This window comes from Luteolibacter flavescens, assembly GCF_025950085.1.
GTDB lineage: Bacteria > Verrucomicrobiota > Verrucomicrobiia > Verrucomicrobiales > Akkermansiaceae > Haloferula > Haloferula flavescens.
Window position 1 is genome coordinate 118,992 of the sequence record NZ_JAPDDS010000010.1, and the last position, 26,282, is coordinate 145,273.

Annotated in this window: 17 protein-coding genes; 12 read left to right on the forward strand and 5 right to left on the reverse strand. The window is 64.1% G+C overall.

Annotated elements, in window-relative coordinates; translation table 11 throughout:
* Nucleotides 1–35: 35 nt before the first annotated feature.
* A complete protein-coding gene (locus OKA04_RS17150) occupies nucleotides 36–2,561 on the reverse strand; it encodes an Ig-like domain-containing protein (protein ID WP_264502424.1) in 2,526 nt (841 codons plus the stop codon).
* A gap of 472 nt (nucleotides 2,562–3,033) precedes the next feature.
* A complete protein-coding gene (locus OKA04_RS17155) occupies nucleotides 3,034–3,930 on the reverse strand; it encodes a hypothetical protein (RefSeq protein WP_264502425.1) in 897 nt (298 codons plus the stop codon).
* A gap of 86 nt (nucleotides 3,931–4,016) precedes the next feature.
* Between OKA04_RS17155 and OKA04_RS17160 the strand changes: the two genes are divergently transcribed.
* From OKA04_RS17160 to OKA04_RS17175, 4 genes are all read left to right on the forward strand, one after another.
* Nucleotides 4,017–4,877, forward strand: a complete 861-nt coding sequence (locus OKA04_RS17160; protein ID WP_264502426.1) for an alpha/beta hydrolase — start codon at nucleotides 4,017–4,019, stop codon at nucleotides 4,875–4,877.
* A gap of 62 nt (nucleotides 4,878–4,939) precedes the next feature.
* Nucleotides 4,940–7,627, forward strand: coding sequence for a M16 family metallopeptidase (locus tag OKA04_RS17165; protein ID WP_264502427.1), 2,688 nt, complete (start codon nucleotides 4,940–4,942; stop codon nucleotides 7,625–7,627).
* A 146-nt stretch (nucleotides 7,628–7,773) separates the two neighbouring features.
* Nucleotides 7,774–12,441 carry a glutamate synthase large subunit gene (gltB, locus tag OKA04_RS17170; protein WP_264502428.1) on the forward strand — a complete coding sequence of 1,556 codons (4,668 nt, stop codon included), beginning with the start codon at nucleotides 7,774–7,776 and terminating at the stop codon, nucleotides 12,439–12,441.
* 145 nt (nucleotides 12,442–12,586) lie between these two features.
* A complete protein-coding gene (locus tag OKA04_RS17175; protein ID WP_264502429.1) occupies nucleotides 12,587–13,150 on the forward strand; it encodes an elongation factor P in 564 nt (187 codons plus the stop codon).
* Nucleotides 13,151–13,482: 332 nt separating this feature from the next.
* Here OKA04_RS17175 and infA read toward each other — a convergent pair whose 3' ends face one another.
* The gene (gene infA, locus OKA04_RS17180) at nucleotides 13,483–13,785 is read right to left on the reverse strand and encodes a translation initiation factor IF-1 (protein WP_343226898.1); all 303 of its coding nucleotides are present in this window, start codon (nucleotides 13,783–13,785) and stop codon (nucleotides 13,483–13,485) included.
* Between the two features lie 129 nt (nucleotides 13,786–13,914).
* Here infA and ftsY point away from each other — a divergent pair, with 129 nt between their 5' ends.
* From ftsY to hflX, 6 genes are all read left to right on the forward strand, one after another.
* Entirely contained in the window at nucleotides 13,915–14,766 is an 852-nt protein-coding gene (gene ftsY / locus OKA04_RS17185) for a signal recognition particle-docking protein FtsY (RefSeq protein ID WP_264502430.1), read from the forward strand.
* A 77-nt stretch (nucleotides 14,767–14,843) separates the two neighbouring features.
* Nucleotides 14,844–15,371 (forward strand): hypothetical protein, encoded by a 528-nt coding sequence (locus OKA04_RS17190; protein ID WP_264502431.1) that lies wholly within the window; start codon nucleotides 14,844–14,846, stop codon nucleotides 15,369–15,371.
* 66 nt (nucleotides 15,372–15,437) lie between these two features.
* Nucleotides 15,438–16,559, forward strand: coding sequence for a beta-ketoacyl synthase N-terminal-like domain-containing protein (locus OKA04_RS17195; RefSeq protein ID WP_264502513.1), 1,122 nt, complete (start codon nucleotides 15,438–15,440; stop codon nucleotides 16,557–16,559).
* On the forward strand, nucleotides 16,556–17,674 hold the full coding sequence (locus OKA04_RS17200) for an HAD-IB family phosphatase (RefSeq protein WP_264502432.1): 1,119 nt from the start codon (nucleotides 16,556–16,558) through the stop codon (nucleotides 17,672–17,674). Before OKA04_RS17195 ends, OKA04_RS17200 begins: the two co-directional genes overlap by 4 nt.
* Nucleotides 17,675–18,084: 410 nt before the next feature.
* Entirely contained in the window at nucleotides 18,085–18,426 is a 342-nt protein-coding gene (locus OKA04_RS17205) for a hypothetical protein (protein WP_264502433.1), read from the forward strand.
* A gap of 125 nt (nucleotides 18,427–18,551) precedes the next feature.
* Nucleotides 18,552–19,841 (forward strand): GTPase HflX, encoded by a 1,290-nt coding sequence (gene hflX / locus OKA04_RS17210; RefSeq protein WP_264502434.1) that lies wholly within the window; start codon nucleotides 18,552–18,554, stop codon nucleotides 19,839–19,841.
* A 4-nt stretch (nucleotides 19,842–19,845) separates the two neighbouring features.
* Here the strand turns inward: hflX and OKA04_RS17215 are convergent, their stop codons facing one another.
* Complete coding sequence (locus tag OKA04_RS17215; RefSeq protein WP_264502435.1) at nucleotides 19,846–20,712, reverse strand: hypothetical protein; 867 nt, start codon at nucleotides 20,710–20,712, stop codon at nucleotides 19,846–19,848.
* A 314-nt stretch (nucleotides 20,713–21,026) separates the two neighbouring features.
* Between OKA04_RS17215 and OKA04_RS17220 the strand changes: the two genes are divergently transcribed.
* Both OKA04_RS17220 and OKA04_RS17225 read left to right on the forward strand, forming a co-directional pair.
* Complete coding sequence (locus OKA04_RS17220; protein ID WP_264502436.1) at nucleotides 21,027–23,327, forward strand: DUF1592 domain-containing protein; 2,301 nt, start codon at nucleotides 21,027–21,029, stop codon at nucleotides 23,325–23,327.
* Nucleotides 23,328–23,379: 52 nt separating this feature from the next.
* Nucleotides 23,380–24,681: a DUF1552 domain-containing protein gene (locus OKA04_RS17225; protein WP_264502437.1), complete on the forward strand. Its 1,302-nt coding sequence runs from the start codon at nucleotides 23,380–23,382 to the stop codon at nucleotides 24,679–24,681.
* 670 nt (nucleotides 24,682–25,351) lie between these two features.
* Here the strand turns inward: OKA04_RS17225 and OKA04_RS17230 are convergent.
* Nucleotides 25,352–26,221 (reverse strand): transglutaminase family protein, encoded by an 870-nt coding sequence (locus tag OKA04_RS17230; RefSeq protein ID WP_264502438.1) that lies wholly within the window; start codon nucleotides 26,219–26,221, stop codon nucleotides 25,352–25,354.
* Between the last annotated feature and the right edge of the window lie 61 nt (nucleotides 26,222–26,282).

Here is a 26,282-nt window from a genome sequence, read left to right on the forward strand (position 1 = left end):
CTGCCGATGAAAGCCTCTGCTGCCAAGATCAAGCGTCAGTCCGGAATCCTCAGTCGGAAGTAGCCACTCTTCGCATCCGCCGGGATTTCCAGCGCCACCTCGGTGACTCCGCTGGCTGATATCGTCACCTCCCGGAAGTCCGTCCAAGCGGCGAGATCACCGGAATGCTCGACCATGTAGCTGATCCCCGGCACGCCGGTCACCGCGAGGACCAGGCCTCCGGTCGCATTCCGCTGGATGGCGAGCGCAGGCACTTGCGCCGGTTCCGCCAGCTTCGCCGTCGCACTGCGGGCTGCGGCGACCGGTGGATTGATCACGACCATGATGGTGCCCGGAGCCGAGTCCACCGTACCGTCATTCGCCACGTAGTTGAAGAAGATCGTGCCGGTGAAATTCGCCGCGGGCTTGAACTTGAGGTTCGCGCCTTTGCCGATGAGCTTGCCGCCGGTCACCGGGGAAACGACGCGAAAGGTCAGCGGGTCATTGTCCGCATCGGTGCCACGCAGGGTCAGCGCCACGGGCTTCTTGGCCGGGCCGCTGAAGCCCTGCGACTGCGCGACCGGCGCCCGGTTGTTCGGATTCGTCACCGTGATCTCCACCAAGGCGGCAGCGGACTTGGCCGTGCCATCCGTGGCGATGAAGGTGAAGCGGTCCGTCCCCTTGAAGCCGCTCTTCGGCGTGTAGATGAAGTTCGGCCCGGTGCCGGTGACGGTTCCGTTGGCCGGTTGCTTCACCACCGAGAAGCTCAGGTTGTCGCCGTCGGGATCACTGCCAGCCACCACGATTTGCGCGGCGGTGTTCTGATTCGCCGAGGCCGTTCGCGCGGTCGCGACCGGCTTCGTGTTCTTGGCCTTCACCTTCAGCCTCACTGTCGCGGACGCGGAATCGACCTTCCCGTCATTCACCACGTAGGTGAGCGTGTCCTCCCCCACCCACTTCGCGGCGGGCGTGTAGGTAAAGTTCGGGGCGGTGCCGGTCAGCGTGCCATTGGCCGGGGGCGTGACGATGCGGAAGGTGAGCGCGTCGGCGTCGGCATCGGCGCCGCTCAGGGTGACCACCGCCGACTTGTTCTTCATCATCGTGACGAACTTGCCGTATGCCTGCGGTGCGCGGTTCGTGTCGGTCACGCTGATCGAAACGGTGGCCACGGCAGAATTGAGCGCGCCGTCATTGGCCCGGTAGGTGAAGCTGTCGCTGCCGGTGAATCCGGACCGCGGGGTGTAGGTCAGGTTCGGAGCCGTGCCGCCGAGCGATCCGTTTGCCGGTGGAGTGACGATCGCGAAGGTCAGCGGACTGCCTTCCACATCGGTGCCGGCGAGGACCACGGCCACCGGGTTGCCGGGGGTGGTCGTCAGGGTTCGTGGCACGGCCACCGGCGCGTCATTCACGGGAGTGACCGTGATGCTGACCGTGGCATTCGCCGAATTCGCGGTGCCATCGCTGACGCGGAAGGTGAAGCTGACCGTCCCGTTGAAATTCGTGGCCGGGGTGTAGGTGAGATTCGGCGCGGTACCGGAAAGCGTCCCGCTCCCCGGCTGGCTGACCACGGTGTAGGTCAGCGAGCTTCCCTCGATGTCCGTCCCTGTCAGCCGGATCGAAAGCGGCGTGTCCTCCGCCACCGTGAGACTCTGCCCGTTCGCGACGGGTGCATCATTCACCGGCGAGATCGTGATATTCACCATCGCCGGTGCGGAGGTGGCCGACCCATCGCTCACCCGGTAGCTGAAGCTGTCGCTTCCATTGACGTTCGCCGCGGGCCGGTAGGTCAGGTTCGGCGGCGTGCCGCTGAGGGCCCCCTTCGTCGGCTCGGAAACGATTTCGTAGCGAAGGGAATCCCCGTCCACGTCGGTGCCGGTCAGCGTGATCGCCACCTGGCCGTCTTCCGGCACGGTCAGGGATTTCGCGCCCGCCACAGGAGGATCGTTCACCGGGGTGATCTCGATGCTGACGGTCGCGATACCCGAATCCAGCGCGCCGTCGCTCACCCGGTAGGTGAAGCTGTCGCTGCCGTTCGCATTCGCCGCGGGTCGGTAGGTCAGGTTCGGAGCGGTGCCGCTGAGGGTTCCCTTCGACGGCCCGGCGACGATGGCATACGACAAGGTGTCTCCCTCGGCGTCCGTCCCGGAGAGGGTGACGGAAGCCTGTCCGTCTTCCACCAGCGAGAGCGAAAACGACCCGGCCGACGGCGCGGTATTCGGCAATCCCGGCACGGTATAGGTCACCTCCGAGGACGGAGCGCTGGTTTGTCCGGCGGCATTGTAGGCCACCACCGTGAAATAGTAAGTTGTCCCCTGATGCAGCCCCGTCGCGGTCGCGGAAGTAGTTACCCCGGCATCCATGGAGCTCGTATAGCTCCCGGGCGTTGTCCCGTATTGCAGGCGGTATCCTGCGATATCCGCTTCCGGATTCCGGTCCCAGGCCAAGGATACGGTATTACTCCCGGCTGAAAAGGCACTACCGGCAAGACAAAATGCCGCAACAAGGATAGCGGCGAGGGATTTCAGTAAATATCGGCTTGGGGGATACTCAGAATGTTTATTGGCGCTGAACAAATGGTTCATCGTTCTGGCGATACGGGTTTGGTTTCACATGACGTGTCCCTCGCGGGACCCGTGGGGGGCAGGCGAAACACAACCTGAAACGGGAACCTGCAAGGCAGGCGACCCGACGCTCCGGGGGAATCGGAGCAGTCCGGCTGCGATCTCTGAAAGCTGGTGGCGGATTGGCATCCACCCGTTCCACCACCTCAACTGCCGCGGGTACGGCACCCGACTTCCCGGGACGGGAGATCAGGAAAGTGAAGACGATGTTGCCGGGGCTTTTCATGGAACAAGTCCACCGGGTCAAATCTCGTTAGAGACTTCAACCTTTGAGGCACCCTAAAAGATCCGCTTATCTTAACAAGCAAATCTGTAAATAAGATCACCCCACCCCTTCCCCACCAACATCCGAACACGGAGCCTCATTGTGAATAAGACGCCCGTGCGCACATCCGCACCGGAACCATAAAAAGCCCCGGCGCGGTTAGATAAATTACCGGGAACGATTGACCAATTTGGCAGCCGTCGCGGCATCCACCGTGAAGGTGCCCTTGCCGAAATTCTTCAGCGCCTCACCTTCGTTGATCTGATATTCGAAGGCTTTGATCGGCTTCGTACCGTCAATCTCGGACATGAGATAGACCCGGATGGCGAGGGCTTCCTTGCCGGTACCACCTTCGATGGGCTTCACGGTGTAAACCACCGAGTTCGCCCCATCCAGCGCGCCGCCGATGACCACTTCCGCCTCCTTGGCATTCACGAAGCGATGGCGGCTGAATTGGTTCACCTGCATCTCGACCTCGCGTCCGGGGCAAAAGACGTAAACCTTCGCGATGTACTTCGCCGGGCTCACCGAGGCCGCGGTGGGCGGCACGACGCCGGACGCTTGGAAATCGGGCGTCTCCGCCACGTATTTCAGGTCTCCCGCCGCCAACTCCTTGCGCACGTCCGGAAGGCCGGCGAGGTTGACGAAATCCGCTCGGTCGTAGCGCCAGCCGCCGGTATTGACGAATGAGAGCACCAGCACGTTGTCCGTGGGCGTGCCGCCAACGCCGAAGTCTACCTTGCCGAAGAAGGCAGCCTTCGCGGTGGGTCCCTTCTGGGAAAGGTGGATCATTTTCAGCCCGTCCAACGGCGGAGGCGGGGCCGGAAGGTCGAAAAGGGTCGAGGGAAATGCGCGCTTTTCCGAGACGATGCGGTTCCGCATTTCGACCTGGCGGTGCTGGGCGGTGGTCCGTTGCCAGGCCGGGAAGTCCTTGCGCAGCATCGCATTGCGCCAAGTTCCATAGGTCGAGACGAGGGCGCTGCCGGTGTTTGCCCCGGCAGGAGCTTGGGCGAGCGCCGCCGCGGGCAGCAACAGCACGGCAAAAATTGCGAGGATGCGCGTCATCGGTGAAATGGATTGGACAAGCCGACCACGGAGATAACAAATCTTTTCGCACGCCGATTGCCGCTCCCTTTTTCGTTCCCCCCTCGATGAGTCTGCTCCAAAAAATTCCGCTGATCGGCCAGGCCCGCCAGCGGGAAATGCTGAAGTCGGCCACCACCTTCACCTACTCCGAGACGCCGGAGGGGCCGCTGCAGGCGCACTTTTTCACGCCGGATGGATTCGAGCCGGGCGACAAGCGGCCGCTGATCATCTTCCTGCACGGCGGCTTTTGGGAAAGCCCGATGGCCACCCAGTTCGTGCCGCACTGCCTGCACTTCGCCCAACGGGGTTCCGTGACGGTGACGGTGGAAATGCGGGTCGGCTCGGTGCATCGCACCGGACCGGTCGAGGCACTGGAGGACCTGAAGGAATTCCTGAAGTGGGTGAAGACCTACGAACCCCACTTCGGCGTGGACCCGTCGAAGGTGATCCTCGGCGGAGCTGCCGGCGGTGCCTTCACCGCGCTGGCGCTGGCGCTGCCGAAGCTCGGCAAGAACGACGTGGCCCCGGCCTACTCGCCCGCCGCCCTCCTGCTTTTCAGCACGCTGCTCGACCCCATCGTGCGCCCGCTGCTGGACCGCTTCCCGGACCATGCGACGGCCAAGCGGATGAGCCCGGTCAAGTCGGTGCGCCGCAAGGCCCCACCGATGATTCTCTTCCACGGCAAGAAGGACCGCCTCACGCCCTTCGCCACCGCGGAGAAATTCTACAAGTCGATGCGCTGGCGTCGGAACAAGATCGAACTGGTCGAGTATGAGAATGCCGATCACTCGTTCTTCAATTTCAACGTCTCCGACCAGCACTACGAGTGGAGCGTGACTGCCGCGGACCAGTTCCTGGTGGACCTGAAGATCCTCCCGCCGCCGCTGGTGATCGAGGAAGGCGTGGTGGAAGGCAGCGAGTCCTGACGCGACCTCGCGTCCGCCGGAGATTGCCTCGACAATCCCCTGCTCTCGCCAAGGATCGTGCCGTGAGAATCCGCTCCGGCATCCTTTTCCTCGCATCGTTCCACTGCCTCCCACTCTCCGCCGCGGTCGATGGCTTCACGAAGGTGAAATCCTCCGGCGGCGTGACCGAGTACCGCATGGAGGCGAACGGCCTGACCGTCCTGCTCGCGCCCATGGAGCAGGTTCCCGCGGCGACCTTTTCCATCACCTACCGCGTCGGCTCGCGCGACGAGAGCTACGGCACCACCGGCTCGGCGCACCTGCTGGAGCACATGATGTTCAAGGGCACCCCAGCGCACAACAAGGAGGCGGGCAACGGGATCGACCAGACGCTCGAAGGCATCGGCGCGAGCACGAATGCCACCACCTCTTGGGACCGCACGAACTACGCCACCACCCTGCCCGTGGAGCACCTCCCCGTGATCATCGGGCTGGAGGCGGACCGCATGCGGAATCTGCGTCTGCGCGAGGAGGACCGCCGACCGGAGATGCAGGTCGTGATGGATGAGTTCTTCCTCGCGGAAGACGACCCCGTCTCCGCGCTGGACCGCGAGATCTGGGCGACCGCCTACCAGGCGCATCCCTACCACCACTCCGTGCTCGGCTGGCGCTCAGACGTGGAGACCGTGCCGATTTCCAAGCTACGGGAATTCTACGATGCCTACTACTGGCCGGACAATGCCACCGTGACCGTGACCGGCGGATTCCGCGATGAGGACACGGTCCTCCGCGAGATCCAGAGCCGCTTCGGAGCGATCCCGAAAGCTCCGCAGCCCATCCCCGTCGTGCGCAGCAAGGAGCCGCTGCAGACCGGACAGCGTCGTTTTGAAATGAAGCGCGCGGTGGAAAGCGGCGTCGTCACGATCGCCTTCAAGTCCCCCGAAGCCCGCCACCCGGATTTCCCGGCGCTGATGGTGCTCTGCGACATCCTCGCGAACGGGCAGAACAGCCACTTCTACGAAAAGCTCACCGAGACCGGACTGGCCCTCGACACCACCGCCGCACCGATGCCCACCGTGGACCCCTCGCTGCTGCTCATCACCTCGGAGCTCGCGGAGAACGCCACGCACGAGAAGACCGAGCAGGGCATCCGGAAAATCCTCCGCGAGATCATCGACAAGGGCGTGAACGAAACGGAGGTCCGCATCGCGAAGACCCGGCTGCTTGCCCAGGCGGGATTCGATCTCGATGGCACCCACGCGCTGGACGCCGTCCTGACCGAGTCCATCGCCGCCGGGGACTGGACGATCTACCAAACCCGCGGGGAGGCCCTGAAAAAAGTCAGCGCCGCCGATGTCCAGCGCGTTGCCAAGGACTGGCTGCGCGAAGATCGCAGCACGGTCGGCTGGCTCGTGCCGGATGAAGCGGCACCGGCGGCCAAGGCTGCACCGGCACCGGAAGTGGCCGCCGCCGAGATCGCGCCCCTGCTTCTCCCTGAGCCGCCGCCTGCAGCCGAGGCTGAGGGGCATAAGATCGCCTCGCGGGTCGTCCGCGGGACCGTCGCCGGATTGGATCTGGTGGTCTGTCCGTCCGGACACAATGGCGTCGTCCACCTGACCGGATCGCTGCACGTGGGGTCACCGGCGGACCAGCCTGTCGCGTCCTTCGTAGCCGCGATGATCGAGCGCGGCACCTTGAAGCACGACGCCACGAAGATCGGCGAGATGCTGGATGAAACCGGCTCGACTCTCGAATTTGACGTCCGCGACGGCTTCCTCCATTTCACCGGCCGCTGCTTCGCCGACCACCTGCCGCGATTGCTCTCCCTGCTCGCCGAGCAACTCCGCGAGCCGTCTTTCCCGGAAAAGGAAGTCGGACTCATCCGCGACCAGCTTCTCTCTGAGATCGCGCTCAGCCGCTCGAATACCGGCGAGCAGGCAAATCTCGCCTTCAATCGCGCCCTCCACCCCGCCGGGCACGCCGACCGTCTGCCGGATGCCGACGAATCCGCGGCCCGGATCAAGGCGATCCGCCGCGACGACCTGATCGCATTCCACAAGCAGTGGTTCGGCCCGGCCTCCGCCGTGGTGGTCATCACCGGCGATGCACAGCCCGGCGCTTGCCGGGAGCTGGTGGAGAAGTCTTTCGGGGACTGGAGCGGCGGACAACCCGTGCCCACCGGTGAGCCAGCCTCCGCGCCCACCGCACCGCTCGAGGTGAAAGTCCCGCTGCCCGGGAAGGAAAGCGTGCGGGTCATCCTCGGCCAGCCCTGCCAGCTCTCCCCGGGAGACGAGGATGCCCTCGCGCTTTCGCTGGCGTCCGCCGCCCTCGGCGATGGCTTCACCAGCCGGCTCGTCCACACCGTCCGCGATACCGAGGGGCTGACCTACGGGGTGAGATGCCTCCTTTCCACGAAGGCGAAGGGCGACTCCACCTGGCTCATCACGGCATCCTTCTCCCCGGACCTGCAGGAGCGCGGGATCGGCTCGATCCGCCGGGAATTCGTCCGCTGGCATCGAGACGGCATCACCGAAACGGAGTTCCTTTACCGGAAAAGCGCCATGGCGGGCACCTCCCGCGTGGAACTGGCCACCAGCGGCGGGCTGGCGGCCTCCCTGCACGACTGCATCCGCCGCGGGCTCCCGCTGGAGTGGATCGACGAGTATCCGGCCCGTATCGGCGCGCTCACCCGCGAGAAAGTGAACGCCGCGATCCGCAAATATGTGTCTCCCGAGCGAATGCTGGAGGTAAAATGCGGTGATTTGCGATAAAAGCAGGTCCCGCGACGGAACTGTAGGGCACAAATCCTGCTTGGCACTGGCCGGGAGCTGCCTTTTATTCCCCGCCCCGCGGGATACCCCGCACCTGGCACCGGCGCGGATCCGCGGGACAAGGCTCTTCTGCCAAATTCCCTGCGATGAATCCCTACTACCATCCGAGCACGCCGCTGGTCCCCGGTTCTCTCCACCGCCTTTCCGCCGAACGCGACAATTGCGGCATGGGCGCCATCGCCCACATTCACGGGAAACGCTCGTTCGAGATCATCGACATGGCCCTCACGTCGGTCTGCAACATGGTCCACCGCGGAGCCGTGGCAGCAGACATGAAGAGCGGCGACGGATCCGGCATCCTCTCGCAGATCCCCTATCCTATCTTCTTCAAGGCCGCCGAAAAGCTCGGCACGAAGCTGGAAAGCGAAGGCGACCTCGGTGTGGCCGTGTTCTTCCTGCCCGCCAATGACGACGCGGGCCGCAAGCAGCTCAAGTCGCTGGCGGAAGACGTGGTCAACAAGCGCGGCATCACGATCATCGGCTGGCGCGAGGTCCCGGTCGATCCCGACGCTCTCGGCAAGACGGCGCTGGAAACCCGCCCGCACATCGAGCACCTGCTGCTGAAGAAGCCCGCGGGCTGGGATGGCGATCACTTCGAGCGCCAGCTTTTCCTCTGCCGCCGCGCGATCGAAAAGCAGACGAAGGGCATCAACGGCTTCTACATGCCGACCTTCTCGAGCCGCCTGATTTCCTACAAGGGCCTCGCGATGCCATCCGCGCTGCGCGCCTTCTACGGGGACTTGCAGGACTCGGATTTCCAGACCGCGATCTCGCTGTATCACCAGCGCTTCTCGACGAATACTTTCCCCGCGTGGCCGCTCGGCCAGCCCTTCCGGATGATGTGCCACAATGGCGAGATCAATACCGTGGAAGGCAACCGCAACTGGATGGCCTCGCGCGAGGAATTCTTCTCGAACCCGATCTGGGGCGACGACATCGCGCTGCTGCACGACCTGATGAACGAGCACGAGTCGGACTCCGCCTCGCTCGACCACGCGCTGGAAGTGCTGGTGCTCTCCGGCCGCTCGCTGGAGCACGCCATGTGCATGCTGGTGCCGCCCGCCTACCGGAATGACGAGGACATCTCCGACGACGTCCGCGCCTTCTACCAGTACATCCGCTCCTTCTCCGAGCCATGGGACGGCCCCGCCGGTCTCGTCTACACGGACGGCACGAAGCTCTGCGCGTCGCTGGACCGCAACGGCCTGCGCCCCTCGCGCTACAAGATCACGGAAGACGGCCTGCTCTACATCGGCTCCGAAGCCGGTGCCGTCATCATCGACGACTCCCGTGTCATCCGGAAGGGCCGCCTCGGTCCGGGCCAGATGCTCTCCGTGGACACCGCCAACGGCACCGTCCGCAACGACCGCGAAATCAAGGAAGCTCTCGCCAAGCAGAAGCCCTACGGCCGCTGGATCGACGAGAACCGCCTGGAACTCCGCCGCTTCTGCTCGCCCGACGCACTCGCACCGTCCGAGGACTTCGCGGCGCTGGAGCTCTCGCGCCAGCAGGTCGCCCACGGCATCTCCTCGGAGGAGCTGGACATGGTCTTCCCGCCGATGCTGAAGGGCGCGCAGGAAGCCGTCTTCTCGATGGGTGACGACATCCCGCTCGCGGTGCTGTCCACGTATCCGCGCCTGCTTTTCACCTACTTCAAGCAGCGCTTCGCCCAGGTGACGAATCCGCCGATCGACCCGATCCGCGAGTGGGCCGTGATGAGCGCCGCCGCCGGTCTTGGCCCGGAGCGCAACCTCCTGGAGGAGACCCCGGAACACTGCCGCATCATCAATCTGGAGTCCGCGATCCTCTTCGAGCATCAGGTGGACCGCATCAAGCACCTCGAGGACGAGGGCTTCCCTGCCCGCGTGCTGGACATCACCTGGCCCGCGAGCACCGGCAAGGATGGCCTGAAGGCCCGCCTCGACGAGCTTTGCAAGGAAGCGGAGGACGCCGTCGATGGAGGCGTCAATATCATCATCCTCTCCGACCGTGGCACTTCCGCCAGCCGCGTGCCGATCCCCGCCGTCCTTGCAGTGGGAACGGTCCACCACCACCTGAACCGCATCCGCAAGCGCATGCGCGCCTCGCTGGTGCTGGAGTCCGGTGAAGTGCGCGACACCCACCAGATTTCCTGCGCCTTCGGCTTCGGCGTCACCGCGGTGTGCCCGTATCTCGGCTACGCCACCGTGCGCCAGCTCGTGGCCGCGGATTCCGGCAAGGGCAAGTTCGAGGGGATCAGCGCGGAGAAGGCCATGGCCAACTACGCCAAGGCGCTCGAAAAGGGCGTGCTCAAGATCATGTCGAAGATGGGCATCTCGGTGCTCAACTCCTACCAGGGCGCGCAGATCTTCGAAGCCATCGGCATCGGCAGCGAGGTCATCGACTACGCCTTCACCGGCGTGCAGTCGAAGGTCGGCGGCATCGGCTTCGCGGAGATCGCGGAAGAGTCGATCATCCGCCACAAGGCAGCCTTCGAGACCCAGCCTGCCGCCAGCGGCACGCTCGACCTCGGCGACCCGGGCTACAACCGCTTCCGCAAGTCCGGCGAGCGCCACGCTTGGACCACCGACGTCATCAAGAACTTCCACACCTTCGTGAAGAGCGGCAAGGCCGAGGACTACGAGGACTACGTGAAGGTGCAACTCGAGACCACCCCGGTGGCCATCAAGGACCTCTTCGAATTCGTCCCCGCCGCCTCCGGCCCGATCCCGATCGACGAGGTGGAGTCGGTGGAAAGCATCCGCCGCCGCTTCACCACGGCCGCGATGTCGCTCGGTGCGCTTTCGCCCGAGGCCCACGAAACACTCGCCATCGCCATGAACCGCATCGGCGGCAAGTCCGACTCCGGTGAAGGCGGCGAGGACCCGGTGCGCTACAAGCCCTGGGCAAACGGCGACTACGCCCGCTCGTGGATCAAGCAGGTGGCATCCGGTCGCTTCGGCGTCTCGGCCCACTACCTCGTCAATGCCGACGAGCTGGAAATCAAGATGGCGCAGGGAGCGAAGCCCGGCGAGGGCGGCCAGCTCCCCGGCCAGAAGGTGAATGCGCTCATCGCCCGCCTGCGCCACACGCAGCCCGGCGTGCAGCTCATCTCCCCGCCGCCGCACCACGACATCTACAGCATCGAGGACCTCGCGCAGCTCATCCACGACCTGAAGGAAGTGAACCCGCGCGCCCGCGTGACGGTGAAGCTCGTCGCCGAGACCGGCGTCGGCACCGTCGCCGCCGGTGTGGCAAAGGCCAGCGCGGACACCATCCTGATCTCCGGTCACGACGGTGGCACGGGTGCGTCCCCGCTCTCGTCCACGAAGCACGCGGGCTCGCCTTGGGAACTCGGCCTGTCCGAGGCCCAGCAAACGCTGCTCATCAATAATCTCCGCAGCCGCGTGATCGTCCGCACGGACGGTGGCCTGCGCAATGGCAAGGACATCGTCACCGCGGCGATCCTCGGTGCCGAGGAATACAACTTCGGCACCATCGCTATGATCGCCATGGGCTGCGTCTATGTCCGCAAGTGCCACCTGAACAACTGCCCGGTCGGCATCGCCACCACCGATCCGAAGTTCCGTGCGAAGTTCAAGGGCACGCCGGAAATGGTCATCAACTTCTTCAACGGCGTGGCCGGTGAAGCCCGCGAGATCATGGCGAAGCTCGGCGTCCGCACGCTGGACGAGCTGATCGGCCGCCCGGAATACCTGAAGCAGCGCGAAGTCCCCGGCCACCCGAAGGCGAACCTCATCGACCTTGGTGCCGTGTTGAAGGACGTGATCCCGGATCTCGCGAAGCACAATGGCGTCGCCCCCGAGTCCATCTCGCGCACCTGCACGCAGTATCGCAACGACGGCATCTCGAAGACCCCGCTGGACCTCCAGATCTTGCGCGACCTCGCGAAGGCGCTCGGCACCGGCGAGATCCCCGAGGAGACGCCCGAGTATGGCAAGGACGCCACCCCGGACACCGTCGCCGCGGCGATCAAGGCCCTGCCCGACCGCGCTCCGGTCGAGCTGAGCTACGATGTGGTGAATACCGACCGCAACATCGGCACGCGCCTTTCCGGCCGCATCGCCGAGCTGCACGGCGACCGTGGTTTCAACGGCCACACCGCCGTGACGCTGAAGCTGCGCGGCACCGCCGGCCAATCTCTCGGCACCTTCCTCGTCTCCGGCGTGAAGATCGAGCTGACCGGTGAGGCGAACGACTACACCGGCAAGGGCATGGCCGCTGGCGAGATCGTCGTGAAGGTATCCCCCGACGCGAAGTTTAACCCCGCCACAAACACCATCCTTGGCAACACCTCGTTGTATGGTGCGACTGGCGGTGCTCTTTACGGCAACGGCCGCGCCGGTGAGCGCTTCGCCGTCCGCAACTCCGGTGCCACCGCGGTGGTCGAGGGCGTGGGTGACCACGGCTGCGAATACATGACCAACGGCTCCGTCGCGATCCTCGGCAAGACCGGGAAGAACTTCGGCGCGGGCATGTCCGGCGGCACCGCCTACGTCTATGACGTGGACGGTCGCTTCTACTCGCGCATCAATCCGGAAATGGTCGTCTCTCTCCCCGTGCGCCGCGCCCAGGACGTCGCCGAGCTGAAGAAGCTGATCTCGGATCACGCCGAGAAGACCGGCAGCCCCCACGCCGCCGCCTTGCTGGCCGACTGGGACAACAGCCTGAAGAAATTCGTCCGCGTCATCGCCAAGGAACGCGCCGCCCTCGAAGCCGCCGAAGAGGCGCACGAGGCCGCCTCCGCCCGCTGACCCGTGGCCGCGGCATCCCCTGCCGCACTTCCTTCCAAGCCCCGGATGCCGCATCATGTAGCATCCGGGGTTTTCTCTTGGCAGTCATGCCGCCACTCCGCGCTTGCGCCCGGCCGCGCCAGCGCCTATTCCGCCCGTCCACATCATGGCCAGCACGCCCGTCATCAACCTCCGCAGGGGACACGCCGTCCGTCACAACAACGACGTCTGCGTCGTGATCTCCCACGAACTCAAGACGCCGCCGCGCATGGCATCCTACGTGGTGATGTCGATCCGTAGCGTCGCCACCAAGAAGGTCGCGAATCTCCGCCTGACCTCGAACGACTCGATGGACTCCGTGCTCCTCGAGCGCATCCCGCACGAGTATTCCTACAAGGACTCCAGCGGCTACCACTTCCTCCACAACGAGACCTACGACGATGTCGCCGTGCACGACGACATCATCGACTCCGTCCGCGACTACCTCATCGAGAGCAATACCTACACGCTGCTCTTCGCCGACGGCCTCGTCGCAGACATCGAGCTCCCGCCTTCGATGGAAATGATCGTCGCCGAGTCGCCGGAAGGCGTGAAGGGCGACTCCGCCAACAACGCCTACAAGTCCGCCACGATGGAAACCGGCCTGGTCGTCCAGGTGCCGCTCTTCATCAACCCGGGCGAAAAGCTCATCATCAAGACGGAAGACGGCAGCTACATCAGCCGCGCCTGATTCATCCTCTTTTGCGAAAGCCGGGCTCCTCACGGGGTCCGGCTTTTTTCGTGCCCGCGCCTTCCGGCAGGGCTACGCGATCACGGAATCGCAAAATCGGACACTCCGCCTATTATCCCCCTGTTCAGTCAATATATCAGGCTTCTGATCTCTTGAACTAGACATGGTGTTACCACCCCTCCGGCACGGACAGGCCGGAGGGGTGATCCCCTCTTCAGCCTTCACCGGTACCGCCATCCGTGGCGCTTCCCCGACAGAGAGGGAAAACGCCGACCTTGATCCACAGCCACGGGAACTCCGTCCCCGCACGCCCGCTGATCGGAATCCCTTCCTCAGCCGAGGCGGAAGGTGATCCGGGCCTTGGTCACGTCGTAGGGAGACATCTCCATCTTCACGCGGTCGCCGACGACCAGGCGGATGAAGCGCTTGCGCATCTTGCCGGAAATGTGGGCGAGCACCTCGTGGCCGCTGTGAAGCTGCACACGGAACTGCGTGCCGGCGAGAACCGACGTGATCGTACCTTCGACCTCGACGGACTTTTCCTCGCCGTCTGGTCCAAGCTTGCGGGGGCGCGGCGCATTCCGGTTACCGCGACGGCCACCGCCGCCACCTCGTCTGAATCCTCCTTGGGGCATATGATTGAAAAACCGCGTCTTGTGACGGGGCAGGCCGATTCATCCCTGATGCGCAGGCTGCATTCAACTGCAAAAACGCGCCGGGCTTGCCCCGGGTGCCCTCTCCCGCTAGAAGCCGCCCGACTTTTCATGGCCGGTTTCTTCAAATCCCTCTACAACAAGATCGCGAACAAGGCGGAGATCGACTGGGACGAGCTCGAGGCCGACCTGATCTCCGCCGACCTCGGACCAAAGCTCGCGATGACCATCGTGGCCGAGCTCCAGGACCTTGGTCGCCAGGTGTCCGCGGAGGACGTGATCGAGTCCGCCCGCCGCCATGTGGCGAACCGCCTACCCCCGGACTCGCCGCCGCTGCTGCCCCGCATGGATGGCAAGCCTTTCGTTTTCCTCGTGGTAGGGATCAATGGCGTCGGCAAGACGACCTCGTGCGCGAAGCTCGCCCACTGGCTGCAGCGCCGCGGCCAGCCGACCGTGCTCGCCGCCGCCGACACCTTCCGCGCCGCCGCCGTGGAGCAACTCGAGCGCTGGGGACAGCGCCTGAATATCCCGGTGGTGAAAGGCCAGCCGAATGCCGACCCTTCCTCCGTCTGCTTCAATGCCCATCAAAAGGCCATCGCCGACGGCTCGAAGTATCTGATCTGCGACACCGCCGGTCGCCTCCACACGCGCCACAACCTGATGGAGGAGCTTTCCAAGATCAAACGCACGCTGGCGAAGAACGACGAGACGGCCCCGCACCTGACGCTGCTGGTGGTGGACGCCACCACCGGCGCAAATGCGCTCCAGCAGGCGAAGGAATTCCACAAGGCCTGCCCGCTCGATGGAGTGATCGTCACGAAGATGGACGGCTCCGGAAAGGGCGGCGTGGCGGTTTCGATCTACGACCAGCTCGGCATCGCGCCGCGCTTCCTCGGCACGGGCGAGGAGCCGGAGCAGTTCGCGCTCTTCAGCAAGCAGAAGTTTGTCGAAGAGATGTTCTGAAGAGCGGGACTATCGTTCCAATCCGGCTGGCAGTTTCCTCTGTTCAGCCGGAGTGAAATCGTGGGACTCATAGTCCCATGCGCGTTGCCCTTCTCGTCTTGGCTTTCGTCGCGGGATCCGTTGGTTGCCGCAGGTCGGTGACCGTCACGACCTCGATGACGACTTCCACCGCGAATACCCTGACCCCGGGATTGGTGATCAATTCCGCAGGGAGCTGGTCCGCCACTCACTCGAAGGGCAGCGAGAGCCTGGATATCTCGGTCAGCGGAACCGACATCACCTGGACGCTCACGAGCACGGAAAATTTGCCCGGCGGAGCTTCATCGAGCGGCTCCGGCTCATCGGGCATCACCCTCACTTCGCCGAGCGATCCATGGTTCGTCTATGTCGATTCGCCTCAGGAACTGTGGTTCTTCAATGGCACGACGGAACTCACCTACAGCCTGTCCTCGAATGGCGGATCAAGCAGCGGCCCGGCGATCCACGCGGGAAAACTGCTCCCCATCAAAGAGAAGGTCCCAGCCGGCCTGGTCCCCCATCTGCCAGCCAATCTCCAGAAGCTTTTCCCGGCCACGGAACCCGAGGAACCACGCCCGAGCCTGTAAGTATTTCAATTTCCTTGGCATCGGCATACCGGGATTCTAGTCCCTCGCATCGACACGCCGCTTGCCATCACCGGACTCGGAGCCCTGTCAGGGCTTGGTGACGGCATCGCCGACCACATTTCCGCGGTCGATGCCGGGCGCACCTGCTTCCGTCCGCTCTCGGAGCTCCTTGGTGAAGACAGTCCGCACCGCGATCTCCCGGCGTCGTGGATCGAACCGCGGAAGCTTCTGGTCAGCCGGAAGTGGGCACCCGCCAGCATGGCGGCGCTGCATGTCGCGAGGCAGGCGATCGCCGAGGCCGGCTGGACTGCCGCCGACCTGGAAAGCGCCGCCCTCTTCCTCGGCACCAGCCGCGGCACGGCGGCAGGCTGGATCGACAAGTGGCCGGAGCGCCGCGCCTTCCCCCTCATGGCAGCCAGCAATTCGCTGCACAGCGAGCCGGCCGCCGCCATCAGCATCGAGCTGGGCATCCGCGGACCGTGGCAGGTACAGGCCAGCGGATGCGCCGCAGGTCTCGATGCCCTCGGCATGGCGTCCGTCTGGTTGTCCGCCGGACTCGCCGAACGAGCGCTGGTCGTCGCCGTCGATCTGCCTCTTTCCCCGTGCCTGCTGGATAGCTACGCCGCCACCGGCATCCTATCGAAGAACGGTCTGAATGACCCCTATTCACAAAACACCGCCGGCATCCTCCCCGCAGAGGCGGCGGCGGCCATGACTCTGGAAAGGCATGCCCACCCAGCCGCGCCGGCACTGGCAGGCTACCTCGCGAATGCCGATGCCGCCGACGCGATCGGCATGCCAGCGGGCGCACCGGGAGTGGCCCGGCTTCTGAAACAAGCCATCGGCAGATTCGGCATTCCCGCGGCGCTGTGCCCGCACGCCAGCGGCACCGCGAGCCATGCATCGCTGGAGCCCTCTGCCATCCGTGCCGCTTTGGGAGAAGGCGTCGTCCTTTGCCCGCTCAAGCCCGTGACCGGGCACGGCATCGGCGGCGGCGGACTGCTGGAGACGGCGATCCTCGCCGCTCACCTGCGCGAGTCCCGATTACCCCGCCCCCTGCCCCACCTGACCTGCCCGGCGGGCATGACCATGACGCCACCGGCGCTTTTCCCGGGCGCCACGGTTTTCAAACTCGCCTCCGCACTCGGGGGAAAGAACTCCCTCGTCGCCCTGCAAGCCCCACCATGAACGACCTGCGCCTCGAAGTTTCCATCGACGATCAACGCCTGCGCCTCTACCGCGGCGCGGAATTGGAACGCGAGTATCCCGTATCCACTGCAGCGAAAGGAGTCGGCTTCACCGAAGGCAGCTACCGCACCCCCACCGGACGCTTTGTCATCACCCAGAAGATCGGCGACGGGGAACCCTCCGGCACCATCTTCAAGAGCCGCAAGCCGATCGGCCTCTGGCAACCTGGCGAAGCCGCGGACAAGGACCTCGTGCTCACCCGCATCATCCGCATCAGCGGGCTCCAACCGGAGAGCGCGAATACCTTCGACCGCTTCATCTACTTCCACGGCACCAACCAGGAAGAGAAGCTTGGCACCCCCGCGAGCTGTGGCTGCATCCGGCTTTCGAATGCCGACATGATCGACCTGCATGACCGGATCGAACCCGGCATGCTCGTTGAGATCCTCCCGCCCGTCCGCAAGCGAGGGAAGCTCATCTTCTTCGACTGCGACTCCACCCTCTCGACCATCGAGGGCATCGACGAACTGGGCCGCGCCCGCGGGCCGGAGACATTCCGGATGGTGGAGCACCTGACGAACCAGGCCATGAATGGCGAGGTGCCGATCGGCGAGATCTTCGGCAGGCGCATGGAGATCATCCAGCCCGACAAGGATACGGCGGAAGTTGTCGCACAACTTTATCTCGACACCATGGTGCCCGGAATTGCCGGCGTGATCGCCACATTGAAGGCGGACGGCTGGACCCCTGTCATCTTGTCCGGCGGCTTCGCCCCGCTGATCCGCCCGCTCGCCGAGGCACTGGGGATCGCACATGTCGAGGCCGTGCCCCTTCATTTCCATGAGGACGGCAGCTACGCCGGATATGGCGAGGGCTATCCCACCACGCGGAACGGCGGCAAGCCGGAGGTGATCCGCGAGTGGAAGGATGCCATGCTCCCCGAAGTCACGGTCATGGTCGGCGATGGGATCTCTGACTTGGAATCGAAGCCCGAGGTGGACCTTTTCATCGGCTTCGGCGGGGTGATCGCACGCAAGGCCGTGGAGGAAGGAGCAGACGCTTGGCTAACCAATATGTCCGATTTTGGGAGTATTAAGCTTCCCAAAACCTCCTGATTCTAAAGCCTCCGTCCGTCGGTCCCGCCCGACACGTGGAGCACCCGCTGGAAAGGCAGGCTTCCAATTGTTAGAATGATCGCAAATCTGTTAGATTTGCCATTCCCCGGTGCTCACAGGGCATGACCCTGATGAACATCCACAAGACAGAGAATTTCCCACGTTCGTGGGATAAACTACGTCAAAATACGAACTCCCGGCCGGACACCACCCAGTCTTGAAACCCTTTCGCAACAAGGATTTACGGCCTTTTACGATTCATCTAACGACACATCGAACCCTACATGTCCGTTTTTGGGTGTGTCGTCATAGCATAGACACAGTAGTTTTACGAATATATGAACTTTTTGAGTCCATTGTTTCAAATTCGACTTGCGAGCAGACACCTTCGAGATTAATCCTCCGAAGTCATGAGCAACTCCAACGTCAACGCCGCAAAGGGCCGCCGTTACAGCACCAAGGAAAAAGCAGAGATCATCGCATTCGTGGATAAAGTGAACGCGGAGAAAGGTCGTGGTGGCCAGAGTGCCGCCTCGAAGAAATATAAGATCTCTCCACTTACCATCTCGAGTTGGATTCGCTCCGGCATCGGCGGCGGTACCCTCAGCGTTGCAGGCGCCGCTACCGCGGTCGCCGGCCCCATCGGGAAGAAGCTTTCCAAGCTCCAAGCCCTGCATGATCAGATCGCCAAGGCCGAGAAGGATCTTGGCAAGCTGAAGACCCAGTTCAACGCGCTGAAGTCGGCACTGTAAACTGGACCACCCACCAGAAGATCAAGCGACGCCCGCCGTTCCCGAGAACGGCGGGCTTTGTGTTTCCACACGTCGCGTTTTTCCCCCTCGCATGGCTGCTCCGCCGGTGGCAGGTTCGCGCCGGAATGTTCGAAGTTCGTGAGAAACCCCTGCTGGTCGAGCGCGCCCTGTTGGTGCGCCTTTATTTCGATCCGCGTGAAGCAGATGAGTCCGAGGCCCTGCTGGAGGAGCTGGGCGAACTCGTGTCCACGCTGGGGATAGGCGTGGTGGAGAAGGTGCTCGCGCGCAGCCGGGAGATGCACAAGAAGTTCCTCTGTGGCACCGGCAAGGCCGCGGAGATCGTCGAGCTGGCGAAGGCACATCAGTGCGACTGCATCGTCATCGACAACCAACTGGCTCCCTCCCAGCAGCGCGAGTGGGAGCGGGCGGCGGACCTGTGTGTGATCGACCGCGAGGAAGTCATCTTGGATATCTTCGCCCAGCGTGCGCAGACGAAGGAAGCACGTCTCCAAGTGGAACTCGCACGCATGCAATATGCACTCCCCCGTATGGCGAGGATGTGGGGTCACCTCGACCGCGAAGGTGGATCGGGGGGCGGCCAAGGCGGCGGTGCAGCCCGTGGCATGGGTGAAAAGCAGATCGAGGTGGACCGCCGGATGGCCCATGTCCGCATCGACCGCGCCCGCCGCGAACTGGAAGATGTGCGCAAGCAACGTGCGACCCAGCGCAAGGAACGCGAGCGCATGGAGACACCGCACGCCGCGATCGTCGGCTATACCAACGCCGGCAAGTCCACCCTGCTCAACCGCCTGAGCGGATCCGACGTGATGGCGAAGGACATGCTCTTCGCCACGCTCGACACCACCACCCGGAAGATCGAGCTACCCGACGGCCAGCCACTGCTGCTAACCGATACGGTCGGCTTCGTGCGCAACCTCCCTCACCGTCTGGTGGAAGCCTTCAAGGCGACGCTGGAAGAAGCCGTGCTCGCCGACTTCCTGATCCACGTGCTGGATGCCACGTCACCGGAGATAGAGCGTTTCCATGAGACGACCCTGCATGTGCTGGGAGAACTCGGCGCGGCGGACAAGACCACGGTCACAGTGCTCAACAAGATCGACAAGGTGACCGACCCGGACCGCCTGGCAGATCTGAAGCGCCTCTTCCCCGATGCCCTGCGGATCTCCGCTTTCACGGGCCTCGGAATGGAGGAGCTTCTCCAGAAGTGCTCCGACGTCCTCGCGGACCGGGTGCGACGCCACCGCTATCGCATCCCGCAGAGTCGGGCCGATCTGCTCGGCGTGCTCCACCGCGATGCCAAGGTGCTCTCCACCGAATACGAGGACAATGACATCCTCGTGACCGCAGTGGTGCCCGCCGCCATCGCGGGACGCCTGGAAGAGTTCGCCTTTTGAAGCTTTAATCGGGCTCCACCCAGGCGAGCGCCTTCAGGGCGGTGATCTCAAACTGGCGGTGCTTTTCGCTGCCATCGACCGATCGTATCGAGACGGTGGCGCGGAAGGCCTGGCTGGCGGCGTCCTTGATCTCCGCGACGAGCGGACTCTGGCGGTCGAGGTAGAAGTTCAGCGATTCAGGCAGATCCGGCGACGTCGTGCGGAAGTGGATCCACTTCTTCTCATCGCTGAAGCCGTGGAGATAATACCCGTCCACGGACAGGATCACGCGGACCTCGGAGGCCTCGCTCACCTTGCCGGAGAGCAAGTCATCCCACGATACGGAGTTCGTCCGGGCGTAACATTCGAAATCGACTTTCGCGCCACCGGGGTCCACCAGCACGGTCAGCATGCGGTTGGGAGAGTCGGCAATCTCGACGCCGTAGGATTCGAAGATGACATCCCCGGATGTCCCCGGCGTCATCGGATAGACGCCCGTGATCTGCTCTTTCGAACCCGGGCCGGTTTTGAAAAAGGCCTCCATCGCAGGTCCGACCTCGGCAGGATTCCGGACAAGCTCAAGGCGCTGCTGGTGGGTGGTCGCCTTTGTGAAGCGGTCGGCGATGACCGAAGGAATCGGCCCGTGCCATTTTTCCGGCGCTGCATCGGATCCCTCGCGATGCACCTCGGCCTGCACGCCACCTCCTACGACCGCATGCTTGCGACCCATGACCCAGAGACCGGTGATCGCGACGAGCAGCAGCACACCGATCAGGCCCGCGATCACCCACTCCTTGCTGACGTGGATGACGGTGCGCTGGCGGCGCTCCCCTCGTCTTCGCCGTGTCAGGGAAGCAGACTGGGTGATGGATCCGCGCCGGGCAGGAACCACCGGAGGTTCCGATCCGCGCGACACGTGGGTTGTAGCCTTGCGCCTGGGCGCAGGAATCCGAAATGGGGAGCCATCGGAGTGCATGGGGAGTAGTCGGGGGGAGCCGACTGCCGCATATTGCAGAAGGATTCCTGATCGACAAGGTCATTCCCCCACGCGAACTACAGGAATCTACTTACAATGTCATGGCAATCGCCCCCACGTCTCGTAGCCCTTCGGCAACAAGCTTGAGAGCCGGGTAGCGAACCGAATTCTTCATCAATCCGCAATTTCCTGCGAATTTGGCGTGGATGCCGCCGTAGGAGTGATGCCTCATGCTCGAAAACCCCCGTCTCTTCCTGATCCAAGCCGCCGCGATGACCGTCATCGCAGGAGCTGCCGGGCACGCCCAGACGACCACCGTCGAGGCCCGCTGGGAGAGCGAGGCACTGCCACTGCTGGAGACGTATTGCTACGACTGCCATGGCGACGGTATCAAGAAGGGCGAGCTGGCGATCGACAAATTCGGCTCGATCGCCGAGATGCAGCAGAACCGCGAGGTCTGGAAGCGCATCCGCGATCACATCAAGCACCGGCTGATGCCCCCGCTGGACGAGGACCAGCCAACTGTCGCCGAGCGCGAGAAGATGCTCGCGTGGATCGATGACGCGGTCTTCCCCGTCGATCCGAAGAACCCCGATCCCGGCCGAGTGACGCTGCGCCGGCTGAATCGCGTGGAATATCAGAACACGCTCCGCGACCTGCTCGGCACGGACGTGAACGTGATGGACCTGATCCCGCCGGATGACTCGGGCTACGGCTTCGACAACATCGGTGACGTGCTCACGCTTTCCCCCGCCCATCTGGAGCGCTATCTGGAAGCTGCCCGCGTGGCGCTGGATAAAACGATAAAGCCGGGCGTGATGCCGCCCGCCGAAACGAAGACGAATGGCCGCGACATGAAGGGCGACGGCAACCGCTCGGAAGAAGGCCACTACCTCTACATGGCGGGCAAGGCGGAGACGATCTATCGCCCGCTGAGGCCAGGGAAATACCGCGTGACCGTGAGGGCCTGCGGGACGCTCGGCGGCGACGGGCCGCCCATCATGGAGCTGCTGGCAGACGGCAAGAAGCTCCACGAGTGGAAGGTGGACGCCCCGATGGATCGACCGAAGGACTACACCCACGAGATCCAGATCGACGGAAAAGATCCGCTGCCCATCGCTGTCAATTTCACGAATGACTTCTGGGACGAGAACCACCCGGACCGCTCGCGCCGCGACCGGAACCTGATGGTGAATTCGGTGACCATCACCGGACCCCTCGACGGACCACCGCCTCAGAAGCCGCAGAGCCACCGCCGCATCTTCACCGAGCGGAAAGCGGGAGAGAGCGATCACGCCTATGCTCTCAAGGTGCTGGGCCAATTCGCACGCAAGGCCTTCCGCCGGCCGATTCGCGAGGGCGAGACGGAGCGATACCTCACACTCGTGGACATGGCGAAGGACGAGGGCATCGAGCACGGGGTGCGGCTGGCACTGGAGGCCATGCTCGTTTCACCGTCCTTCCTCTACCGCGAGGAGCCGCAGCCGGAGCCGGACAATGCGAAGAAGATCCACCTGGTGGACGAGCACGCCCTGGCCACGCGGCTGTCGTATTTCTTCTGGAGCAGCATGCCGGACCAGCGCCTGATGGATCTGGCGACGCGCGGGGAATTGCGGAAGAATCTGGATGGAGAGATCGACCGGCTGATCACCGACAAGCGCTCGCGGCAGTTCGTCTCGAACTTCACCGGCCAGTGGCTGCGGCTGCGCGACGTGCCGTCCTCGCTGCCCGCGAAGCGCGAGTTCCCGGACTTCAATCCCCGGCTGCGCGACTCGATGCGACGTGAGACGGAGATGCTTTTCTCACACGTGATCCAGCAGGACCTGCCGATGATTCGGCTGCTGGATGCGGACTTCACCTTCGTGAATGAAGACCTCGCCCGCCACTATGACATCCCGGACGTGAGCGGCGGGGACTTCCGGAAGGTGGAGCTGAAGGACAGCCGCCGCCATGGCATCCTCGGCCACGGATCGGTCCATCTCCTGACCTCCTATCCCCTTCGTACTTCGCCCGTGCTGCGCGGGAAGTATGTGCTCGAAAACCTGCTCGACACCGCCCCTCCCCCGCCGCCGCCGAATATCCCGCAGCTCGAGCCGCCGAGCAAACACGGCGAGCAGCGCAGCCTGCGCGAGCAACTGGAAAAGCATCGCGAGGATCCGTCCTGCGCCTCCTGCCATGCGCTGATGGACCCCATCGGCTTCGGCATGGAGAACTTCGATGCCTCCGGCGCATGGCGCGACCAGGATGGCGGCAAGCCCATTGATGCCTCCGGCGAACTCGCCGACGGGCAGAAATTCCACGGCGTCGAGGAGCTCCGCAAGGTGCTCGTCCAGGATCATCGCTCGGACTTCCACCGCTCGGTCGCGTCGAAAATGCTCACCTATGCGCTCGGCCGGGGGCTGGACTGGTATGACAAGCCCGCCCTCGACAAGATCGTCGCCGACACCGAAGCCGCCGGCGGCAGCTCGCGGGCGATGCTGCGCGCGATGATCGACTCCGTTCCTTTCCAGTATCGACGCGGCGACAAGTGATCGCCCGGTCCAGCATCCCGAATTTCAGATCCCATCTTCCAAGTTCATCGCCATGACCCAGCGCCGCACCTTCCTCAAAAGCATCGCCGCCACCCTCGCTGTCCCTGCATTCCCGTCGCTGGCCCAGGCCGCCGCGAAGAAAGTCGCCTCGCCGACGCGGATGGCCTACATCTACATCCCGAATGGCGTGAACCTCGACCTCTGGCGCCCCACCGGCACCGGGAAAGACTACACGATGTCCAAGACGCTCGAACCGCTCGCCGAACTGCGCGAGCACTTCTCCGTGCTGCGCGGGCTCGACCACGACAAGGCCTTCGCGAATGGCGACGGAGCCGGCGACCACGCGCGGGCAAACGCCACCTTCCTCACCGGCTGCCAGGCCCGCAAGACGGCCGGCGCGGACATCGAGTTGGGTGAGTCAGTCGACCAGATCGCCGCACGGCAGATCGGCCACATGACGCGGCTTTCCTCGCTGGAGCTTTCCACCGATCCCGCGCGGAGTTCCGGGCACTGCGACTCGGGCTACTCGTGCGCGTATCAGTTCAATCTCTCGTGGATCAATGACTCCACCCCTGCCCCGGCGGAGCGCGACCCGCGGCTGGTCTTTGAGAAGATGTTCGGCTCCGGCAACGAGAAGGAAGACTCACGCCGCCGCGCCTACCGGAAGAGTATCCTCGACTTTGTGATGGCGGATGCGAAGCGCCTCCAGACCCGGCTCGGCTCGACCGACCGCGGCAAGATGGAGGAATACCTGACCGCCGTGCGCGACGTGGAGCAGCGCATCGAGCGCGCGGAGAAATTCCGCGTCGAGGTGCCGGAGGACAAGCGCCCGAACGGCGTGCCGGAGACCTACGGCGAGCACATGCGGATGATGTTCGACCTGATGCACCTCGCCTTCCAGACGGACACGACGCGCATCTCCACCTTCCTGCTCGCGCATGACGGATCGAACCGCACCTTCCCGGAAATCGAGGTCCACTCCGCACACCACGAGCTCTCCCACCACCGCAGCCATGCGCAGACGCTGGAGAGCATCGGGAAGATCGACCGCTTTTACGTCGAACAGCTTGCCTATTTCCTGAAGAAGATGCGCGACACTCCGGATGGCGAGGGCTCGCTGCTCGACCACTCGATGATCGTCTATGGCGGCGGCATCGCGGATGGCAACCGCCACAATCACGACGACCTGCCCGTGCTGCTCGCCGGCAGAGGCAACGGCACCCTCAATCCCGGCCGCGTGATCGAGGCTCCGAAGGGCACGCCAATGACGAATCTGTATCTCTCGCTGCTCGACCGCATGGGAGCGAAAGCCCAGCGCATCGGTGACTCGAATGGTGTGTTCGAGAAGGTGTGAACCTCCATTCGTAGCAGAAGGGCTGCTCGTGGTAGAATAGCCGCTCGTAGCAGAAGGACTGCGTCCTTCTGGCTGGGGGCGGGTCGAAGGAAGATTCGCGGGTGGCTCCGTGGTGCGGACCTCGCCCCGCCGTAGCGACGCAGTCGCCACGCTACGAAACGAAAGCATGAAAACGAGCGCGGCATGGGAGCAGAGGCGACCCTCTATCCCGTAGCAGAAGGGCTGCGCCCTTCTGGCTGGGCGCGGGTCGAAGGGAGATTCGCGGATGGCTCCTTGGTGCGGACCTCACCCCGCCGTAGCGATGCAGTCGCCACGCTACGAAGCAAAGGCATCAAGACGAGCGCCGCATAGGAGCTGAGGCGAACCTCTATTCGTAGCAGAAGGGCTGCGCCCTTCTGGCTGGGCGCGGGTCGAAGGGAGATTCGCAGGTGGCTCCGTGGTGCGGACCTCGCCCCGCCGTAGCGACGCAGTCGCCACGCTACGAAGCAAAGGCATCAAGACGAGCGCCGCATGGGAGCAGAGGCAACCCTCTATCCCGTAGCAGAAGGGCTGCGCCCTTCTGGCTGGGCGCGGGCCGAAGGGATGTTCGCGGGTGGCTCCGTGGTGCGGACCTCGCCCCGCCGTAGCGACGCAGTCGCTACGCTACGAAGCCTGCGCTACGAAAGCCCTCTCACTCCACCTTGTCCACTTCCACCGTCACCGTCATCTTGCAGTGGCCGGTGCCGTGGTAGGTGCCACGGACGGGAGCGACGTCGTCGTAGTCACGGCCGACCGCGACCTTGATGTATCGCTCGTCGGCCAATGTCTCATTCGTCGGATCGAAGCCGATCCAGCCGACGCCCGGGAAGAATACTTCCGGCCACGCGTGCGATGCCTGCGCGCCGACGAGATGATCGCGCGGACCATTGTAAAGATAGCCGGAGGCATAGCGCGCCGGGATGCCGATGGCGCGGCACAGCCCGAGCATCACGTGCGTGAAGTCCTGGCAAACCCCGCGGCGCAAGGCAAAGGCCTCCTCGATATGGGTATTCACATGCGTGGAGCCCGCCTCATAGCGGAACTCGCGGTGGACCCAGTGCATGATCGCCACGGCCTGCTCGAAGACCGGCTCGATGCCAGCCGTGATGTCGAGCGCCTGCCGCCAGATCTGCGGGTGGCGGAAAACAAAGCGGCTGTCCTGCAGGTAGGCCCATGTCCGCTCCGGGATGTCCCCGCCCCGATACTCGTGGATCAGCGCCTGCTGTGACGCCTGCGGAATGATGAGCGGAAGATTCTGGATGCGGATGCGGCTCTCGATTTCCAGCCGCCGGTGATCCCCCGGCACCTCGAAGTGATGCGTCACATTCTCGAAGAGATCGTGAAACCGCCGCACCCGCGTGGCGGGCAGGACCCTCACGACCGCGGAGAGTGTGCGCTGGAATGGAAAGGTCCGCGGCTCCAGATGGAGCGTGTTCAGGCTGTCCCGCACCGGCGCATCGTACTCGAAGACGGTGCGGTGGAGGACTTTGAAGATAGGGCCGGGCTGCAACGGTTGTCCCATGGGAGGTCCGGCGGTAGGCGCAGGATTCGGGCCAGATTCGAGGAACGTGTTCAAACGGGCG

What these genes read in the sequence shown, in the direction of transcription:
- OKA04_RS17190 (WP_264502431.1), top strand. Translation starts at nt 14,844, where the DNA reads ATGCGCGTTGCCCTTCTCGTCTTGGCTTTCGTCGCGGGATCCGTTGGT.
- OKA04_RS17205 (WP_264502433.1), top strand. Translation starts at nt 18,085, where the DNA reads ATGAGCAACTCCAACGTCAACGCCGCAAAGGGCCGCCGTTACAGCACC.
- hflX (WP_264502434.1), top strand. Translation starts at nt 18,552, where the DNA reads ATGTTCGAAGTTCGTGAGAAACCCCTGCTGGTCGAGCGCGCCCTGTTG.
- OKA04_RS17200 (WP_264502432.1), top strand. Translation starts at nt 16,556, where the DNA reads ATGAACGACCTGCGCCTCGAAGTTTCCATCGACGATCAACGCCTGCGC.
- ftsY (WP_264502430.1), top strand. Translation starts at nt 13,915, where the DNA reads ATGGCCGGTTTCTTCAAATCCCTCTACAACAAGATCGCGAACAAGGCG.
- OKA04_RS17225 (WP_264502437.1), top strand. Translation starts at nt 23,380, where the DNA reads ATGACCCAGCGCCGCACCTTCCTCAAAAGCATCGCCGCCACCCTCGCT.
- OKA04_RS17230 (WP_264502438.1), bottom strand. Translation starts at nt 26,221, where the DNA reads ATGGGACAACCGTTGCAGCCCGGCCCTATCTTCAAAGTCCTCCACCGC.
- OKA04_RS17150 (WP_264502424.1), bottom strand. Translation starts at nt 2,561, where the DNA reads ATGAACCATTTGTTCAGCGCCAATAAACATTCTGAGTATCCCCCAAGC.
- OKA04_RS17175 (WP_264502429.1), top strand. Translation starts at nt 12,587, where the DNA reads ATGGCCAGCACGCCCGTCATCAACCTCCGCAGGGGACACGCCGTCCGT.
- OKA04_RS17220 (WP_264502436.1), top strand. Translation starts at nt 21,027, where the DNA reads ATGCTCGAAAACCCCCGTCTCTTCCTGATCCAAGCCGCCGCGATGACC.
- gltB (WP_264502428.1), top strand. Translation starts at nt 7,774, where the DNA reads ATGAATCCCTACTACCATCCGAGCACGCCGCTGGTCCCCGGTTCTCTC.
- OKA04_RS17160 (WP_264502426.1), top strand. Translation starts at nt 4,017, where the DNA reads ATGAGTCTGCTCCAAAAAATTCCGCTGATCGGCCAGGCCCGCCAGCGG.
- infA (WP_343226898.1), bottom strand. Translation starts at nt 13,785, where the DNA reads ATGCCCCAAGGAGGATTCAGACGAGGTGGCGGCGGTGGCCGTCGCGGT.
- OKA04_RS17155 (WP_264502425.1), bottom strand. Translation starts at nt 3,930, where the DNA reads ATGACGCGCATCCTCGCAATTTTTGCCGTGCTGTTGCTGCCCGCGGCG.